The sequence below is a fragment of the Sorangium sp. So ce124 genome (assembly GCF_051525235.1).
In the GTDB taxonomy this organism is placed as follows: Bacteria; Myxococcota_A; Polyangia; order Polyangiales; family Polyangiaceae; genus Sorangium; species Sorangium atrum.
In genome coordinates this window covers 8,009,657-8,026,397 of sequence record NZ_CP150312.1, presented here as the reverse complement: position 1 = coordinate 8,026,397, position 16,741 = coordinate 8,009,657, and the positions used below count along the sequence as shown (strand labels likewise).

Sequence of the window (16,741 nt, the reverse complement as noted above, 5' to 3'; positions counted from 1 at the left end):
CGTGGAGCCCGGCCGAGCGGAGGTGGACGGCGGCGCGCAGAGCGCCCCCGGCGTCGGGCAGCTCCGGGGTCGCGGCCCCGCGCGCTCGCGCTGGTGGGCGCCCTACCTGTTCCTCACGCCGTACCTCGCGCTGTTCGGCCTCTTCGTGCTGGCGCCGATCGCCCTCGGGGTGTGGATAAGCCTTCACGACTGGGACCCGTTCCTGCCGTCGAGTCCGTGGGTCGGGCTCGACAACTATGCTGACCTGTTCCGGTCCGGCTCGCCGATCCGCGGCAACTTCTGGCGTGCGCTGCGGGCCACAGGCCTCTTCACGGCGCTGAGCGTGCCTGTCCTGGTGACGCTCCCGCTGCTCCTCGCCCTCGCGCTCGACCGGAGCTTTCCCGGGCGATCGCTCTTCCGGGCCCTGTTCTTCGCGCCTTACGTGCTCGGCGTGGCGGTCGTGGCCCTCGTGTGGCGCCTGTTGCTCGACCCCCACGTCGGCGTCATCAACCACCTGCTGGGGAAGGTGGGATTGCCCGCCGGCACGGGATGGACCACGGCGGTCCCCTGGGTGTGGGTCTCGCTGGTGGGCATGACGGTCTGGTGGACCCTCGGATACAACACCGTGATCTACCTGGCCGGGCTGCAGAACATCCACCGGGAGCTCTACGACGCTGCCCGCATCGACGGCGCGACCCGCTGGCAGCTGTTCCGCCACGTCACCCTGCCTGGGCTCAGGCCGGTGGTCATGTTCGTCGTGATGATGACCGTCCTCGGGTCGGCCAACATGTTCGGACAGGCCTACCTGGTCACCGGGGGCGGACCTGGGAGCGAGACCCGCACCGTCATCATGTACATCGCCGAGGAGGGGTTCCGGAGCTTCCGGCTCGGCGCCGCGGCGGCCATGAGCTACGTCCATGCCTTGCTCCTCGCGCTCGTGAACCTCGGCATGGTCCTCCTGCTCTTCGGCCGGGGCGGCGATGAGGAGGCTCGATGAGGCGCCCGCGGGTCCAGGGGAGCTGCCCTGTCCGCCGCCTGCAGGTCTGGAGAGCGCTCTCGTATGCTGCGCTGATCCTCCTCGCCGTGGTCTACCTCGCCCCGGTGATCTGGATGGCGCTCACGTCGCTCAAGTCGCCGCACGAGGCGACGGCGATGCCGCCCACGCTCCTGCCCGCGCGGGTGACCGTCGAGAGCTACGAGGCGCTCGCGCGCTCGGGCTCCCAGGCGCCGGTGCTCCGCTGGCTCCTGAACAGCGTCCTTTCCGCCGTGGCGCACGCGCTGCTCGTGCTGGCCACGGCGGCCCCGGCGGCGTACGCGCTCGCGCGCATGGAGTTCCGCGGCAAGCGGCTCGTGCTCGCCGCGGTCCTCGCCACGCTGTTCGTCCCGCCGATCCTGTTCCTGCCTGCGAATTATCTCATCGTCAGGTCCCTCGGCTGGCTCGACAGCCTCCCGGCGCTCGTCGTGCCGCCGGCCGCTTCGGCGTTCGGCGTTCTCTTTCTGCGCCAGTTCTTCCTCGGTTTCCCGCGAGAGATCGAGGAGGCGGCGGCGCTCGACGGCGCCACCCGGCTCCAAGTGCTCTGGAAAATTGTTTTGCCTCTGTCGAAGCCGGCCCTGGCCACGCTGGCCGTGCTCAGCGTGCTGAGCAACTGGAACGACTTCCTCTGGCCCATCTACGTGCTGTTCAACCCCGAGAAGCTCACGCTGTCGCCCGGCCTCGCGCTGCTGCAGGCGGCTCACTCCACCGACTACGCCCTCGTTGCGGCGGGCGCGGTGGTCGCGAGCGTTCCGATCCTCGCCGTGTTCATCGCGGCCCAGCGGTACGTGATCGAGGGTGTCGCTCGCACCGGCCTGAAAGGGTGATCGGCGCCCGACGGGGGGCGAAATGCAGTTGCGACGGCAAGGACATTGGCTGTCCCAGCGAGCCCGCGACCTCGCTTGACCAGGAATCGTCCTCAGGGGAAACTCTGTGTCCATGGCGGCGGGCGGCGCCCCTCTGTGCGCGGCCGAGGCGCCGAGGATCGCCTGCTGCCAGGGACGACGACGGGCGTGGTCTTCGCTTAGCTTAACTTCGCTGCTCGCGACGACAGACTCATGATGATCGTGATCTTCTCCTGGATCGCTCAACGCGGCCGACGCGCGAGCTCGGCCATGAGGCCGAAGAGCGCGATAGGGCCCGGCAAGGGGAGCTTCCCGCCGCTGAACTCGCTGTAGAGCGTGTGCACGTTGACGACGATGCGCTCGGCGTCGCCCCAGCTCGCGTAGTCGGCGAGCGCGATGTCGCGGGCGGCGTCCGCCGGGGGCATGCCGGCGTCGTAGCGGCGCCTGGCCTCGTCGCGGATGTACACGAGATAGTCGCGGACCGCGCGCACGCCCGCGCGATCCGTGATGGGGCCGTGTCCCGGCACGATGACGTCGACGTCGGCAGCGAGCAGGACGTCGCAGGCCTTGAGCCAGTTGCCGACGGGCCCTGCCCACATGATCGGCGTCACGTCGATGAAGAGGACGTCTCCCGTGTAGATCACCCGGTCCGACGGCACGTGCACGAGCAGATCGCCCTTCGTGTGCGACGGGCCCACCTCGATGAGGCGGATCTCCTTGCCCCCGACCGCAATGGTCAGCTCCCCGTCGAACACCCGGGTCGGCGGCGTGGGGGCGATCCCGTCGAAGTCGAAGGCGCCGAAGCAATGGACGAGGTACTCGCCCAGCGCGCCGGCGGCGCCGCTGCGCGCCTGTCGCATCAGCGTGGCCAGCATCGGCGCGGGGACCTCGTCCATCTCGGCGGCGCCGGCGCGCGTGGCGATGATGGTCGCGCCCTCGACGAGCGCGTTGCCGTAGCAATGGTCGCCGTTCGCGTGGGTGTTCACGACGGTGCCTATCCGCGCCGCGGCGGGGGCCGCCGCGCGCATGGCGTCGAGCATCTCGCGCGTGCGGTTCAGGTCGAAGAGCGTGTCGACGAGCAGGGCCTCGCCGTCCGACGTGACGAGCCCCGCGTTGCTGAGGCCCCAGGTCCCGGCCGGCTGGAGATAGGCAAAGCAGCCATTGCCGATGTCCTGCAGCCCTCGCTCATACCGCCATCGGCCCATATCCGTCCCCTTGTGCGCGAGCGTCTCTTGACGCGTCTCCAGATCTCTGAGCGTAGGCCACCCGCGCGACGCCATGGAATCGAAATCGACCCGTCCCGCGGCGCGATTCATGAGGATGGCGCAGGCGTGGCGCCCGGGTGCAGGCGAGCGCCGCGCAGTGTGGCGCGGGCAGCGAGCGCCGCGCAGTGTGGCGCGGTCGGCGCTACCAGGCGTAGGCCTCCGGCGCCTCGCCGCCGGGGCCGGGGAACATCGCGTCGAGCCGCCCGAGGTGCTCCGGCGTCAGCGTGATCTCGATGGCGCGCAGGCTCCCGTCGAGCTGCTCGACGGTGCGCGGGCCGAGGATGGGCGACGTCACGACGGGGTTCCGGAGCAGCCAGGCCACGGCCACGTCGGCGGGCCGCTCTCCGATCTCGGCGCAGAACGCCTCGTACGCCTCCAGCTTGGCGCGGTTCTTCTCGATGCGCGCCAGCGCGTCGGCGGAGGAGCGCCGGCCCTCGCGCGCCTTCTGGAGGGCGCCGCCGAGCAGCCCGCCGGCGAGCGGGCTCCAGGGCAGCACGGCGAGGCCGAGCGCGCGGCACGCGGGCAGGACCTCCAGCTCGACGGTGCGCGCGTCGAGGTTGTACAGGCTCTGCTCCGAGACGAGGCCGAGGAAGTGCCGCTGCGCGGCGAGGCCGTTCGCGTGCGCGATCTGCCATCCGGCGAAGTTGCTGCTGCCGACATAGAGGACCTTCCCCTCGCGGACGAGCTGCTCCATCGCCTGCCAGATCTCGTCCCAGGGCGTCTCGCGGTCGATGTGGTGCATCTGGTAGAGGTCGATATGGTCTGTCTGCAGGCGGCGCAGGCTCGCCTCGCAGGCGCGCCGGATGTGATAGGCCGAGAGCCTCCTGTCGTTGGGCCCTTCGCCCATGAGGCCGTAGACCTTCGTGGCGAGCACGATGCGGTCCCGGCGCCCATCGCCCTGGGCGAGCCAGCGCCCGACGATCTGCTCGGTGATCCCCTCTCCGCGCTTCCGGCCGTAGACGTTGGCTGTGTCGAAGAAGTTGATCCCGTGCCCGAGCGCCCGGTCCATGATGGCGAAGCTGTCGGGCTCGCTGGTCTCCGGGCCGAAGTTCATCGTGCCGAGGCACAGGGGGCTGACCTTCAGGCCAGTGCGTCCGAGATTGCGGTAGTTCATGCGACGGGGAGGGTAGCAACGCGCTCCGTGAGCCGTCCACGCCCCAGGGCTGAACGCGTCGTAGGGTTCTGCCTGAGTCGCGCCGTCATGAGCCGGCCCGGCGGCGGCGCCGCCGAGCGCGCGAGAGGCGCCGCGCGCCGCGCCGGAGGCCTCGTCGCGATGTGGCGGCGGCGCGGATTCAGCGTGAAGGGCCGCTTCCTTGATGCGCAACGGTGCTTCACTTATGCTCGCTCGGCGGGGCGAGGAGACGACCATGTGGCAGCAAGAAGACACGGAGATCGCGCACGCCGAGAGCGTCCACGACGAGGCGCGGGGCATGCGCGGGGTCCGGTTTGTCATCGATATCGGGAACATCGACCCGCTCGACGCCGCCGCCGTGTGGTGGGATCAGCATGGCTGCGCGCGGGAGCTCTTCCCCGGGACCGCGTGCGAGATGCAGTCGGGATCGTACCGTGAGCCGCGCTTCGTCGTCCGGATGAGCGTGCCTCTCCCGGGCGTCGGTCACTTCACCCAGACGTCGCGCTTCTCTGCAGAGCGCGTCTCGCCCGAGGTCTTCGTCATCGTCGTCGATGCGTTCGAGGAGAACGTGCTGTGGACGCGGGGGCTCGGGACTTACCGCTTCTCGCCGGGCTCGGACGGCACGACGCTGATCGAGGTGACGAGCCTGTATGCGCCCAAGGTGCCGATAACGGTCCTGAATCAGGCGTCGCTGGCGTCGGCCCGCGCGCACCAGCGGCGCTACCTCTCGGGCCGGCGCCCGACGGACGAGGAGAGAGAGCAGTTCCTGTCGGCGATCGACACGGGGCCGCAGGCCGACGCCTGAGGCGCGCCGCTCGTCCCGGCAGCGGCCCCGCCCCGCGCGCCGCGGGGGTGCTCCTCAGGCGCGCCGTTTGTCGTGAGGCGATGGCGGCGGTGAAGGCGGCCCCGCGCGCGGCGTCGACGCGGCCAGCACCGCGGCCTCGTGCGCGGCGAAGCGCCGCTGGAGGAAGTCGACGAACAGCCGCGCCCTCGCGGGCAGGAAGCGCCGGCTCGGGTAGATGACGTTCACGGCCGAGCCCGGCGCGGGCAGGTCGGTGAGCAGCGGGACGAGGCGCCCGGCGTCGATGTCGGCGGCGACGTCCCAGATCGACTTGAAGGCGAGGCCATGGCCGGCCACGGCCCAGTCGCGCACCAGGTCGCCGCTGTCGGCCACGAGCCGCCCCGAGGGCCGGACGGCGTGGAGCCCCTGCTCGGTGCGGAAGGTCCACGAGAGGGCGCGCATGCCCGGGCGCTGCAGCACGATGCACTCGTGCTCGGCCAGGTCTGCGATCGTGCGCGGCCGCCCGCGCCGCGACAGGTAGGCCGGCGCGCCGCAGACCACGCGGCGGCTCCGGGCCAGCCGGCGCGAGACGAGGCGGGAGTCGGCCAGCGCGCCGATGCGCACGGCCACGTCGACGCCGGCCTCGAACAGGTCCACCACGCGGTCCGACAGGCTGACGCGCACGCTGAGCCGCGGGTGCGCCGCCGCGAAGTCGGCCGCGGCCGGCCCCACCCACTGGCGGCCGAGATCCACCGGCGCCGCCACGTGCAAGACGCCGCGCGCCTCGGCCTTTCCGGCGGTCACCGCGAGCTCGGCCTCGCTCACGTCGGCGAGAATGGCCATGCAGCGCTCGTGGTAGGTCGCGCCCTCGCCGGTGAGCGTGAGCCGCCGCGAGCTGCGCTGTAACAGGCGCACGCCGAGCGCCGCCTCCAGCCGCGTCATGCGCTTGCTCGCCACCGCCGGTGAGAACCCGAGCTCGCGCCCCGCCGCCGACAGGCTGCCGCTCGAGACGGCGCACACGAACAGCTGCATGTCCTCGAGCTCGACCATCGCGCGCACCTCGGCGAACCCCGGAAGGGTAGGCGCGCCGGCGAGCATCTTCAACTTTATCGAAAAGCTGGTTCGGTCGATGCGGTCGTTCTCCTTCGCAGGGGAAAGGATCAAGGTGTCCCTGTCGCCGCGCCGGGGCGGGCCTGGGGCCCGCCGCGCTCGGCGCTGCGCCCCGCCGTGCCGGCGGCGCCACCGGTCGGCTCGTGCGCGCCGACCGGCCGCCCGAGATCGCCTTTCGAAGGAGACACGTCATGAGAAAGCCCTTGTCGATAAGCGCCCTCTCCCTCTCGCTCTTCGCCGCCGCGAGCGCCTGCTACGTGCAGGGCGCCGGCGCGGACGACCTGCCCGCGCCGCGGTCGATGGTCGTCGACGCGAGCCTGCCCAGGGCCCAGGCGGACGCGGAGATCCTCGCGGCGCGCCGCTTTTACGCGTTCTGGAGCACCGGCGAGCCGCGCTACCTCGACGCGGCGATCGCGCCGACGTTCACCGACCGCACCTTGCCCAAGGGGCGCCCGCAGGGCCCCGAGGGCCCGGCGTTCGCGTCGAAGAGCTTCCGCGCCGCGGTGCCGGACCTGAGCTGCGAGGTGGAGCAGCTGATCGTCGCCGGCGATCGCGTGGTGGCGCACCTGCGCTTCCGGGGCCGCTTCACCGGCGCCTTCGGCGACAGGAAGGGCGCCGGGCAGGCCGTGGACTTCATCGCAACAGACATCCTGCGCGTGCAGGACGGTCGCATCACCGACAACTGGCACATCGAGGACAACCTGACGCTGTTCCAGCAGCTCGGCGTCGTGGCGCAGTGACCGCCGAGGGGGGCGGAGCGGGTCTCGGCGATCGAGGGGCTTCCTCGCGCTGACGAGCGAGCACCCGGCGTACGCCGTCCGGGGGGTCACCGGGCCGAGCTGCTCTGTGGCTGCTCGGCGGCTCGCCACCCCATCGCCTCGTTCGGCACGGTGGGCGCCACGGCGTGGAGCGGAGCGCCCTCGGGCTCGCCGCGGGCCTCCGCCAGCGGAGGCGGCGGCCGCCAGGATACCTTGGAGATCGCCACGAACGCCCGGGCCAGCTCATCGGCCGTCTGAAATCTCGGCGCGGGATCCACCTTCAGCGCGCGCTCGAAGAAGCCATCCAGGTCGGCGGGGAGGTGCGGCGCGATCTCGGCGATGCGGGGCGCCTTGCCCTCGAAGAGCACCATCAGGTGCTCTCCAACGGTCTTCCCCTGGAAGGGGAGCCGCCCCGTGAGCGCTCGGTAGATCACGAGGCCGAGCGACCAGAGATCGGTGCGGTGATCCAGCGGCTTGCCGTCGAGCTGCTCCGGGCTCATGTACCAGAGCGTGCCGAGGATCTTGCCGGACGTGGAGATCGCCCCCGGCCCGAGCTCCTTCACGATGCCGAGATCCAGGAGCTTGATCCTCTCCTCCTCATCCTGGGAGGAGATGAAGATGTTCGCCGGCTTGATGTCCCGGTGCACGAGCCTGATCGCGTGCGCCTTCCGCAGCGCACAGGCGATCTGAGGGAGGAACGCGGCGACCTCCTGAACGGACAGCGTCCCGCGCCGCACGAGCCGCGCTTCGAGATCTTCCCCGTTCAGCAGCTCCATCACGATGTACGGCGTCGCGGCGTCGACGCCGAAATCCAGGATCCGTACGACATAGTCCGTCTCCGCGCCGAGCCGAGCCGCCGCCCTCGCCTCGCGCGCGAACCGCTCGCGCGCGCCTGCGTCCGAGGCATAGGTGTCAAGCATCAACTTCAGGGCTACCGGGCGCTCCAGGGCGAGATCCTGAGCATGCCAGATCGTCCCCATGCCGCCTGCCGAGATCCGTCGCTCCATCCTGTAGCGGCCGGCGACGAGCTCTGGAATCACGCTGTTACGGGTCATGGTGCCTCTCTCGCTCTGGCGAACGACTCGAGCCAGATGCATGTGAACCAGAGCCACGCGCGCCTGCGCGCGGCAAGCGCAAGGAAAGCAAGGCCGCCCTATCGAAGGGTGTGCGTTCCGTTCTCGATCGTGATGACTCGATGCGCCTCAGCGCGCTCCACGCCGTTCGAGGGGCGATATCGCCACGTCTGCCGTGGAGAGCGCGCTGGGCCGGGGGGGATCGGCGGGGGATGGAGAGCTGGTGATTCCGTCGCGTCGACCGGCGCGAGAGCTTCGGAGCGAGCCGAATCGGTGGTCGCGGTCGTTATTCGTTATTGGTAATTTGAACTTAGCAAGGAGCGTGCCCCGACGCGCGCGGCGGCCGAGGGCATGATTCTGCGTACGTGGGATCCTTAGGCCGTTGAGGAGCTTCGCGTGGCGCGCGTCGGCGAGAGGATGGTGCGCGGCGCGGCCACGGGGTATTTCGTCACATCGTGGCAAAACCATCGTAGCAAATTCGCCGGGAGCGCGATCGGGGCGCAGCTCATTTGGCCAGCTTGATCACCGACGCCGGCTGCTCCTCGGTGGCCCAGGTCGTCCAGTAGAGGGCGCCGCAGTCCTGGGCGAGATCCCGGATGTCCGCGCTGTCGGCGAGCGGCTCTGGCGCGCCGCCCGAGGTGCGCACCCGCTGGAGCTGCCCCTCGCGGCTGTACCAGTAGACAAAGGTGGAGTCCGCCAGCAGGCGCGTGGGGAAGTCCGTCGCCACGAGCGTCCCTGCGTCGGTGCCGTCCTTGTTCGCGGCGTAGATGGCGTAGCCGCTGATCCAGAAGATCCGATCGCCGACAGCGATGTCTCCGGGGAGATCTCCGTCGTGGATGGGGATCGACGCGACGATCTCGGTCTGGCCGGGCTCCCCGAGCGCCATCCGCCGAACGGTGCTGTGCGTTCCGCCGGGCTCCAGCTCGGTCCAGTAGAGATGGGTGGCGTCCAGCGCGAGGCCTCCGACGTACGTGTCCCGGTCGAAGACGGAGAGGCCTGTCTGAGCGGTCGCGTCGGCCCGCGCCGCCCAGATGCGCTTCGGGACCTCGCGCGCGTCGGGATCCTGCTCCGGGTCCTCGATCATTCCGGTGGTCCAGTAGACCCAGCCGCCGCCGGCCACGGGCCGCCGGTAGCCCGCCGCTCCCTGGGCGCTGGCGGCCGTCGAGACGGTGACGTTCCCCGTGAGCGGCATCCGGTACACGTCCGGCTCGGTCTCGTCGGTGATGAGCAGCGAGCTCTCCGTGCGCGCGAGCAGGGTCGCGAGCGAGTCGAGCACCACCAGCGGCTCGGTCGAGCCGGAAGCCGCCTTCTCGGTCGCGAAGATCGTGTTCCCATAGCCGCTCGCCCAGAGCACGCGCCCATCGTCCCCGTCCCCTTCCACCACGAGGCCGATCGCCTCGTGCTCCTCGTCGTTGGTCGTGGTGAGGACGACCGGCAGACACCTGCCCTGCTCGCAGGCGCCGCCGAGGCAGCTCCTGCCGGGAACACAGCAATTCTCCCGATCGGAGAGGTAATCGTGGTCGCCGTCGGCGGCCTGGCACGCGTCCGGCGCGCGCCCTGTGAACGGCTCGCTCGGGCACTCCGCAAGGGGCCCGCCGGCCGCGCCGCCCCCGCCGGCCCCTGCGCCCGCGGTGGCCCCTGCGCCCCCTGAGCTCCCTGCGCTGCTGGCCGCGGGATCGCCGCTGGCTTCCCCGTCGGGGATCCCCCAGATCGCATTGCAGCCGAGCGCCGTGCTCAGGGCGGCGCACACCGCCAGGCCGGTCCAATAGGTTTGTCGCATCTCGGTACTCTACCGCCGCGTGCTTGCGGTGGAGAAGCCGGACGCGCGCGCAATGTCATTTCCTGATCGACACGCGTCGACTCCCGTCGGCAGGAAGAAGGTCAACGCGCCGGCCCGCTGCCACGGTTGGAATTGGGCGACCCCCTCGTCCACCATCGCGCGATTGCGTCGCGTGCGTCCGCATGCTTTCTAGTCTCTTCGCGAATCGCTCGCGCGGCGAACGCCGCGTGACCAACACCATCATGAAGAGGTCCCTTGTATTATCGCAACAATTCAATTCGATTGGTCGTTTGCCTGGCTCTCGGGCTCTCGGCGGTGGCTTGCTCCGATGACGATTCCACGGGCACCGGCGGCGGTGCCGCCTCCGGCACGACCAGCAGCGGCAGCGGCTCCAGCCAGGGCGGCGGCGGCGCTGGTGAGGGCGGCGGCGGCGCGCCGGCTGGTACCGGGGGCGAGGGCGGCAGCACCACGACGGCCGGTACCGGGGGCGAGGGCGGCGGCGGCGCGGCGGCCGGCACCGGGGGCGAGGGCGGCGGCGGCGGCGCGGCGGCCGGCACCGGGGGCGAGGGCGGCGGCGCGCCTCCGAGCGATCCCGCCTGCGGCGCGGACACGGCGGCGTTCGCCGACGTGGAGCCCATCCTGACGAGGAGCTGCGCGAACCAGTACTGCCACGGCAACGCCGGCGCACCGACCGGCGGGCTCGATCTCCGCGCGAGCGCGGCCGTGGGCAAGCTCGTCGATCAGGACAGCGCGTCCTGCTCCCGCGAGCAGGCGCTCGTCGTGCCGTTCAAGCCGAGCAGCAGCTATCTCATGAACAAGCTGAAGGAGGTCGGCCTGTGCGACCCTGACGAGAGCAGGATGCCGCCGACCGCACCCCTGCCCGAGGCCGATATCAAGACGATCAACGACTGGATCTGCGCCGGCGCTCCCGCCCGCTGATCTCTGCCTCGTCAAGGTCGTCGATGCGACCGCGCCCGCCGGGGCACACCGATCACTGGCAAACAGGGAGCTGCGATGAGGTGAATTGCTCGGCAGCGGTGGTATCGATCGAGGTCTCGATCGTCTCGCCGAAGACGTCGGCTCTGTGCAATCGGCAACCGATCCTCTCGCCGGTTCGCCCTCGGGGGGCCCTGCGCTACGGTCCTGGCCGCGGATCCTTGCAGCAGCGAAACCCGATCTCGTAGAACCGGAACATCGGTCCATGCGAGTCGTTGGTCCCCCGGCACCCGGCCCACGGCTTGGACCAGTAGCCGCCCTTCAGCGACGAGCGGTGTGGCCACTCGGGGCGCGAGGTCGACACCCACTCTTCGACGTTGCCGACCATGTCGACGACGCCGTACGGGCTCACGCACGCCGGATACGAGCCCGTCGGCTCTCCCTGCCAGAGCCGCTGCGTCTCGGCGGCCCGCACCGCCGGGTCGTCGGACGCGAGCCGCCGCTCGCTGATCCCTCGGTACGGCTTGCTCACGTTGCAGGCGGCCGGATCGTGCGCGTAACCGTAGGGGAAGGGGAGCGCGGAGGGCCCCTCGCACGCGAGCTCCCACTCGAACTCGGTGCAGAGGCGCTTGCCGACCGCGGCGCACTCCCGCTCGGCCTCGATGAAGCGGAGCATCACGACCGGCAGCGCGCCGGCCCGGTTCGGCCACTCGTGGCGGTCCATGCACGTGCGCACAGGCGTGAAGCGCGGCTCGGCGGCGAACAGGCCGGGGAAGAAGTCGAAGCAGTGGCCGCCGCGGTAGCTCGTGCAGATCCGCTGCACGTTCTCTGCGTGGGTGCCCTCGACGAGCACCATGTCGGACGGGCAGGACGCGGCGGGTCCGGGCCGGGGCGGCGCGTCAGCCTGGGCGAGCAGCGGGGCGAGCAGGAGGTCGAGGAGCACGCGGCGGGTCTCTATCGCAAAGCGGCGCGGCGGACGAGAGGCCGCGCGGCGGCTCGCCTCGATCCGCCCGTCGCGCCTGTGCCGCGCTCGCGCTCGGGCGCGCACCTGGGTTATTCTCGCGGCCCATGGGAATGGCGCTGCTCAGGATGCGCGCCGCTGCGCTCGCCGCCCTGGCCTGGGGAAGCGCTTGCGGTGGAAACGTGGTGGTCGACGGGATGCCCGACGGATCAGGAGGCGCCGGGGCGACGAGCTCCAGCGCGGTCAGCACGGGCGCGCTCGCGGTCAGCGTCGGCGTGGGCGGCTCCACCGCGGTCGGCGCCGGCGTTGGCGGCTCCAGCGCGGTCAGCACCAGCGCGACCGCCACGTCAGGGACAGGGAGCGCCTCCACCGGGGCGGGCGGCGGCGATTCCTGGGCGATGTGCATGAAGTTCTGCGAGACCTATACGGATACCTGCGAGCAGGTGGAGCCGGGTCAGTGCGAGGGGTTCTGTAAGCAGTATCTGGGCGAGGCGCCCCAGTGCAACTACCTGCTTTCCCAGTTCTTCGACTGCGCGACGAACGGCGGCGTCGACTGCGACTTCGCCCTGGAGCGCTGCCAGCCGTTCCTGGCCAAGTACGACGAGTGCCGGGGCAACGGCCGCTGCTCGCCGCTCGAGTGCTTCACCGATTTCAACCGGGCCTGCTTCTGCAATGGCTCGTGCCCGAACGCGTCGTTGGGGGTCGAGTGCCACCCCGACATGCGCGACGGGTTCGTCTGCTCCTGCTTCGTCAACGGCAAGGAGCTGGCCACATGCCAGGATGTCGGCCCGGCGTGCGAGCTCGCCCATGGCTGTTGCGAGCCGTTCTTCGACGAGTTTCGCTGAGGGACGCCCGCGCGGCGTCCGCCATGGGGGACCAGCCGGGGAGCGCGGCGCAGGGCGGAGCGCTCGCCGAGACGATCGAGCGCTGCGGGGGGCGCGGATCGACGCGGCGCTCGCGCCCGGGCGCGCACCTGGGGTATTCTCGCGGTCCATGGGAATGACGATGCTCAGGATGCGTACCGCTGCGCTTGCGGCCCTTGCGTGGGGGAGCGCGTGCGGTGGCAACGTCGTCGTCGATGGGATGCCCGACGGGTCGGGAGGCGCCGGGGCGACGAGCTCCAGCGCCATCAGCACGGGCGCGTTCGGCTCCAGCGCGGTCAGCACGGGTGCGGTCTCGGCGAGCGTCGGCGTGGGCGGCTCCGGCGTGGGCGGTTCCACCGGGGTGACCGTCGGCGTGGGCGGCTCCAGCGCGGTGGGCACCGGTGGGGGCGGCATCGGCGGGAGCGGCTCCAGCGCGGTCAGCACCAGCGCGACCGGGATGGCCACGTCGGGGACAGGGAGCGCCTCCAGCGGGGCGGGCGGCGGCGAGGCCTGGTCGGCGTGCGTGCGCTTCTGCGAGCGTTACGCGGAGGCGTGTGGAGCGTCGGAGCCGGGCGGCTGCGGGACGACGTGTGACACGGAGCTGGCCCAGGCGCCCCAGTGCAACGATCTGCTCATCCCGTTCTTCGACTGCCTGACGAACGGCAGGTTCGACTGCGACGTCGTCGGGCCCCGGTGCCAGCGGTTCCTGGACGAGTACGACGTGTGCGCGAAAGGCGACGGCTGCCCGGGGATCGAGTGCGCCGGCGATCGCGACAGGGCCTGCAGTTGCAAGGGAGCGTGCCAGGGCTTCGTCGTCGCGGCCGAGTGCCGCGCCCAGGGCGCCGGCAGGACCGTCTGCTCCTGCTTCGTCAACGGTGAAGAGGTGGCCTCGTGCGAGGACCGCGGCCCGGCGTGCGATCTCGGGCTGCGCTGCTGCGGGCCGTACTTCGAAGCGTTGCGCTGAACGAGCCGCGTTCGCCATGGAGGACCACCCGGGGGGCGCGGCGCAGGGCGGGGCGCTCGCCGAGGCGCTCGCGCGCTGCGTGGGGGCGCGGATCGACGCGGCGCACGCGAACCCGGCGACGGGGCTCGTCGCGCTCGCCGTCTACGACGGGACGCGGCGCGTGCTCGGGGTCGGCATCGGACCACGCGTGGCGGGGGCAGGGATCCTGCCGAGGCTGCCCCGGCTCCGCGCCGGCGCGTCGCACCCGCTCGTCGCCGCCATGAGGGCGCACCTGGTCGGCCGCCGCGTGCAGGCGATCGACGTGCGGAGCGACGGGATCGTGATCGTCGCGGGGGGTGGCGATGCGGTCATGGTGGAAAATGACCGAGGGAGTGCGGAGACCGCACCCAGGTTGGGGTTGGCGGCGGCCGAACCCGGGTTGGAGTTGGCGGCGGCCGAACCCGGGTTGAGGCCGGCGGCACCGGGGTTGGGGTTGGCCGCACCCGAACCCGGGTTGGGGTTGGCGGCAGTTCCCGAACCCGGGTTGGGGTTGGCGGCAGTTCCCGAACCCGGGTTGGGGTTGGCGGCAGTTCCCGAACCCGGGTTGGGGCCGGCGGCAGTTCCCGAACCCGGGTTGGGGCCGGTGGTACCCCCACCCAGGTTGGGATCGTCCCCGGGGGCGCGGCTGGAGCTCGCTCCAGGACGCCGCGGCGAGGCGCGCCTGCTCGACGCCGCCGGCCACCTGATCCTCCGCTGGCCGCCTCAGGGGGGCGCCCCGCCGGCAGCGGTCGCCTACCCGGCGGATCCCCTGGCCGCCGGCGCGGCGCTGGTCGAGGCGAGCGACGATGCGGCCGCCGGGCAGGAGAAGGCCGCGCTCGCGCGCGCCGTGAAGGCGCGGCGCGCGGCGCTCGAGCGCAGGGCCGAGGCGGTGCGCGGCGATCTCGGGCGGCTGGGCAGCGTCGCGCGCCTGCAGAAGACGGGGCAGCTCCTGCTCGCGCAGGCCGCCCGCGTGCCGCGGGGCGCCGCGAAGGCGCTCCTCGACGACTGGGAGACCGGCGGCAAGATCGAGGTCGCGCTCGACCCGTCGCGCCCCGCCAAGGCGCAGGCCGAGGTCTTCTTCGCCAAGGCGCGGCGCTACCAGCGCGGCGAGGCGGTGATGCGCGCGCGCCTCGCCGAGACCGAGCGCGCCCTCTCGGCGATCGCCGCGCTCGAGGCGGACGTCGCCGCGGCGGAGGCGCGGCCCGAGTCGCTCGATCCGCTCGCGCAGCGCGCCCGCTCCCTCGGCGTCTCGCGCGCGGAGCTCGCGGGCGCCGGCGAGCCCGGGACGTCCGGCGCCCGCGCCCCTGGGGCCGGGCGGCCCGCGCCGCGGCGGCCGTTCCACGCCTACCGCAGCGCGTCCGGCGCCGCGATCCTCGTCGGCCGAGGCGCCGAGGACAACGACGCGCTGACGACGAAGCACGCGCGCCCGCACGACCTCTGGCTTCATGCAAAGGGCGTCACGGGCTCGCACGTCGTCGTGCCGCTCGCGAAGGGGGCGAGCTGCCCGGCGGACGTGCTCGTGGACGCCGCGACCCTCGCGGCGCACTTCAGCGACGCGCGCGGCGAGGCGGTATGCGAGGTGAGCTACGTCCAGCGCCGCTACGTGCGCAAGCCGCGCGGCGCGGCCCCGGGCGCGGTGGTCTTCGACCGGGAGAAGGTCATCGCCGTCCGCATCGAGGGCGATCGCCTCTCGCGGCTGCTCGCGACCAAGGACGAGGGCTGACGCCACGCGCGGTCTGCCAAGGCCTTTTTCCCTCGGCGGATGCCGCCGTCAGGCGGCGAACGCCGCCCGGACCTGCTCGTTCAGCTGATCGAGCCGGCGCGCGGGGAGCTCGGCCGCGCGGGCGAGCAGCTCGATGACCGCGCGCTCCGCGTCGGAGATCCCCTCGCTCGCGTGGGCGACCGCCAGCGCGATGAGGATGCCTTCCTCCACCGCGTCGCAGTCCATGAGGATCTCCGCGAGCAGGCGCACCCGGGGCTCGACGCCCGCCGCCGCGATCACCTTCAGGCTCGCCTCGATGAGGTAGCGGACGAGCTCGGCGTTGAGCTGGGCGCCCAGCATCGGCTCGATCAGCTGCCGCAGGGCGTCGATCTCCTCGGCGTCGACGGTGCCGTCGGCGTTCGCCACGAGCGCGCCGAGGTCGACGATCGGGGTCGGGTTGTACTCGTTGAGATCGAAGCGGGCTCGGAGCAAGCCGGCCGCCTGCTGGATCAGCTCGGGAGGCTTCATGTCGCCTCCGCCCAGGCGATTCGCCTCATGACTCACCACCTTTCGGAGCGCGGCGCCGCACCGTCTCGGACTCGCTGAGGCCGAGGCAGAGCTGCGCCCGCAGCGCGCGCAGCCCCGCGAGCACTTCGGCCGAGGCCGACTCGGCCTCGGCCCGCTGGATGGTCGCGTCGAGCGAGGCGAGCCTGCCTGTCTGGAGCGCCTTGAGCGAGTAGGTCATCTGCACGAACGTGTCGAACAGGTCTCCGAGCTCATCGCCCTTCCGCAGCCCCTCTCCGATGGTGAGCCGCGTCGTGCCGACCTGGCGGCACATGCGCTTCATCTGGTGAACCGGCCCCACGATGCGCTGGGTGATGAAGATCCCGAGCACGCCGAGGACGGCGAGCAGGAACGCGCCGCCGCCGAAGAGGATGGCGAGGAGGCGACCTTGCAGCGCCTCGACGTCGGCGCGCCGCTTCGCGACCTCTGCCAGGTTGCGCTCGTACTCGCGGTTCGTCTTCTCGAGCTCCTCGTCGAGGGTGCTGCCGAGCTCGGCGCCGTCGCCGCCCATGGCGGCGGTGCTCATCTTGAGGATCTTGGCGCTGTTCGCCGCCTCCTTGAGCGCGAGCTCCGCCTGGGTCGCCGCGTAACGCGCCTGTTCGTTCGCGACGCTCGCGGTCTGCCAGATGACGAGTCCGAGCGCCACCATCACGGCGAGCACCACCGAGACCAGGAGCCCGGTGTATTTGAGCTGGAATCTCGGGTTCAGGAGCATCTTGCGGCGGGATGCCGGGCGGGCTGTGCCGCGATCCTGGGCAGGTGAGGTCATGAGGGCTCGTCAGCGGGCGTGCGGTATCGTCGCGTGCCCAGGATAGACCAGGAGCGGGCCGCGCCGGTGCGACCCCCCACGAAAACGCACTGCGGTCTCCGTGGTACAGCATTCCGTGCGCCGGTCGCAAGGGCCAATCCGCGGGCGGGGGCTCCGACGCGGTTCGCGGCTTGTAAGGCCCATGAGGCCGCGGCGCTGGTTATCCGGG

Annotated in this window: 16 protein-coding genes; 8 read left to right on the top strand and 8 right to left on the bottom strand. The window is 71.8% G+C overall.

Going from position 1 to position 16,741, the window contains the following annotated elements; genetic code table 11:
* The first annotated feature begins 1 nt into the window (after position 1).
* Positions 2–976, top strand: a complete 975-nt coding sequence (locus WMF19_RS30005; protein ID WP_437893503.1) for a carbohydrate ABC transporter permease — start codon at positions 2–4, stop codon at positions 974–976.
* Positions 973–1,839 carry a carbohydrate ABC transporter permease gene (locus WMF19_RS30000; RefSeq protein ID WP_437893502.1) on the top strand — a complete coding sequence of 289 codons (867 nt, stop codon included), beginning with the start codon at positions 973–975 and terminating at the stop codon, positions 1,837–1,839. Before WMF19_RS30005 ends, WMF19_RS30000 begins: the two co-directional genes overlap by 4 nt.
* A 260-nt stretch (positions 1,840–2,099) precedes the next feature.
* Here the strand turns inward: WMF19_RS30000 and WMF19_RS29995 are convergent, their stop codons facing one another.
* Positions 2,100–3,062 carry an MBL fold metallo-hydrolase gene (locus WMF19_RS29995; RefSeq protein WP_437893500.1) on the bottom strand — a complete coding sequence of 321 codons (963 nt, stop codon included), beginning with the start codon at positions 3,060–3,062 and terminating at the stop codon, positions 2,100–2,102.
* 202 nt (positions 3,063–3,264) lie between these two features.
* Entirely contained in the window at positions 3,265–4,236 is a 972-nt protein-coding gene (locus WMF19_RS29990) for an aldo/keto reductase (RefSeq protein WP_437893499.1), read from the bottom strand.
* A 253-nt stretch (positions 4,237–4,489) separates the two neighbouring features.
* Between WMF19_RS29990 and WMF19_RS29985 the strand changes: the two genes are divergently transcribed.
* Positions 4,490–5,059 carry a hypothetical protein gene (locus WMF19_RS29985; RefSeq protein WP_437893498.1) on the top strand — a complete coding sequence of 190 codons (570 nt, stop codon included), beginning with the start codon at positions 4,490–4,492 and terminating at the stop codon, positions 5,057–5,059.
* Between the two features lie 54 nt (positions 5,060–5,113).
* Here the strand turns inward: WMF19_RS29985 and WMF19_RS29980 are convergent, their stop codons facing one another.
* Positions 5,114–6,133, bottom strand: a complete 1,020-nt coding sequence (locus WMF19_RS29980; protein ID WP_437901694.1) for a LysR family transcriptional regulator — start codon at positions 6,131–6,133, stop codon at positions 5,114–5,116.
* Between the two features lie 203 nt (positions 6,134–6,336).
* On the opposite strand from WMF19_RS29980, the gene WMF19_RS29975 reads away from it, so the two are divergent.
* Positions 6,337–6,885 (top strand): ester cyclase, encoded by a 549-nt coding sequence (locus WMF19_RS29975; protein WP_437893497.1) that lies wholly within the window; start codon positions 6,337–6,339, stop codon positions 6,883–6,885.
* An 86-nt stretch (positions 6,886–6,971) separates the two neighbouring features.
* Here WMF19_RS29975 and WMF19_RS29970 read toward each other — a convergent pair whose 3' ends face one another.
* Positions 6,972–7,958: a serine/threonine-protein kinase gene (locus WMF19_RS29970; RefSeq protein WP_437893495.1), complete on the bottom strand. Its 987-nt coding sequence runs from the start codon at positions 7,956–7,958 to the stop codon at positions 6,972–6,974.
* A gap of 523 nt (positions 7,959–8,481) precedes the next feature.
* Positions 8,482–9,756, bottom strand: a complete 1,275-nt coding sequence (locus WMF19_RS29965) for a hypothetical protein (protein WP_437893494.1) — start codon at positions 9,754–9,756, stop codon at positions 8,482–8,484.
* Between the two features lie 315 nt (positions 9,757–10,071).
* Here WMF19_RS29965 and WMF19_RS29960 point away from each other — a divergent pair, with 315 nt between their 5' ends.
* Positions 10,072–10,695: a hypothetical protein gene (locus WMF19_RS29960; protein ID WP_437893493.1), complete on the top strand. Its 624-nt coding sequence runs from the start codon at positions 10,072–10,074 to the stop codon at positions 10,693–10,695.
* Positions 10,696–10,891: 196 nt separating this feature from the next.
* On the opposite strand, the gene WMF19_RS29955 is transcribed toward WMF19_RS29960, so the two are convergent.
* Positions 10,892–11,635 carry a formylglycine-generating enzyme family protein gene (locus tag WMF19_RS29955; RefSeq protein WP_437893492.1) on the bottom strand — a complete coding sequence of 248 codons (744 nt, stop codon included), beginning with the start codon at positions 11,633–11,635 and terminating at the stop codon, positions 10,892–10,894.
* 125 nt (positions 11,636–11,760) lie between these two features.
* Here WMF19_RS29955 and WMF19_RS29950 point away from each other — a divergent pair, with 125 nt between their 5' ends.
* From WMF19_RS29950 to WMF19_RS29940, 3 genes are all read left to right on the top strand, one after another.
* Positions 11,761–12,498, top strand: a complete 738-nt coding sequence (locus WMF19_RS29950) for a hypothetical protein (protein WP_437893491.1) — start codon at positions 11,761–11,763, stop codon at positions 12,496–12,498.
* 169 nt (positions 12,499–12,667) lie between these two features.
* Positions 12,668–13,480 carry a hypothetical protein gene (locus tag WMF19_RS29945; RefSeq protein ID WP_437893490.1) on the top strand — a complete coding sequence of 271 codons (813 nt, stop codon included), beginning with the start codon at positions 12,668–12,670 and terminating at the stop codon, positions 13,478–13,480.
* 640 nt (positions 13,481–14,120) lie between these two features.
* Positions 14,121–15,221, top strand: a complete 1,101-nt coding sequence (locus WMF19_RS29940) for an NFACT RNA binding domain-containing protein (protein WP_437893489.1) — start codon at positions 14,121–14,123, stop codon at positions 15,219–15,221.
* Between the two features lie 48 nt (positions 15,222–15,269).
* Here WMF19_RS29940 and WMF19_RS29935 read toward each other — a convergent pair whose 3' ends face one another.
* Positions 15,270–15,728, bottom strand: a complete 459-nt coding sequence (locus tag WMF19_RS29935; RefSeq protein ID WP_272094173.1) for a tellurite resistance TerB family protein — start codon at positions 15,726–15,728, stop codon at positions 15,270–15,272.
* A gap of 25 nt (positions 15,729–15,753) precedes the next feature.
* The gene (locus tag WMF19_RS29930; RefSeq protein ID WP_437893488.1) at positions 15,754–16,533 is read right to left on the bottom strand and encodes a HAMP domain-containing protein; all 780 of its coding nucleotides are present in this window, start codon (positions 16,531–16,533) and stop codon (positions 15,754–15,756) included.
* Positions 16,534–16,741 lie beyond the last annotated feature (208 nt).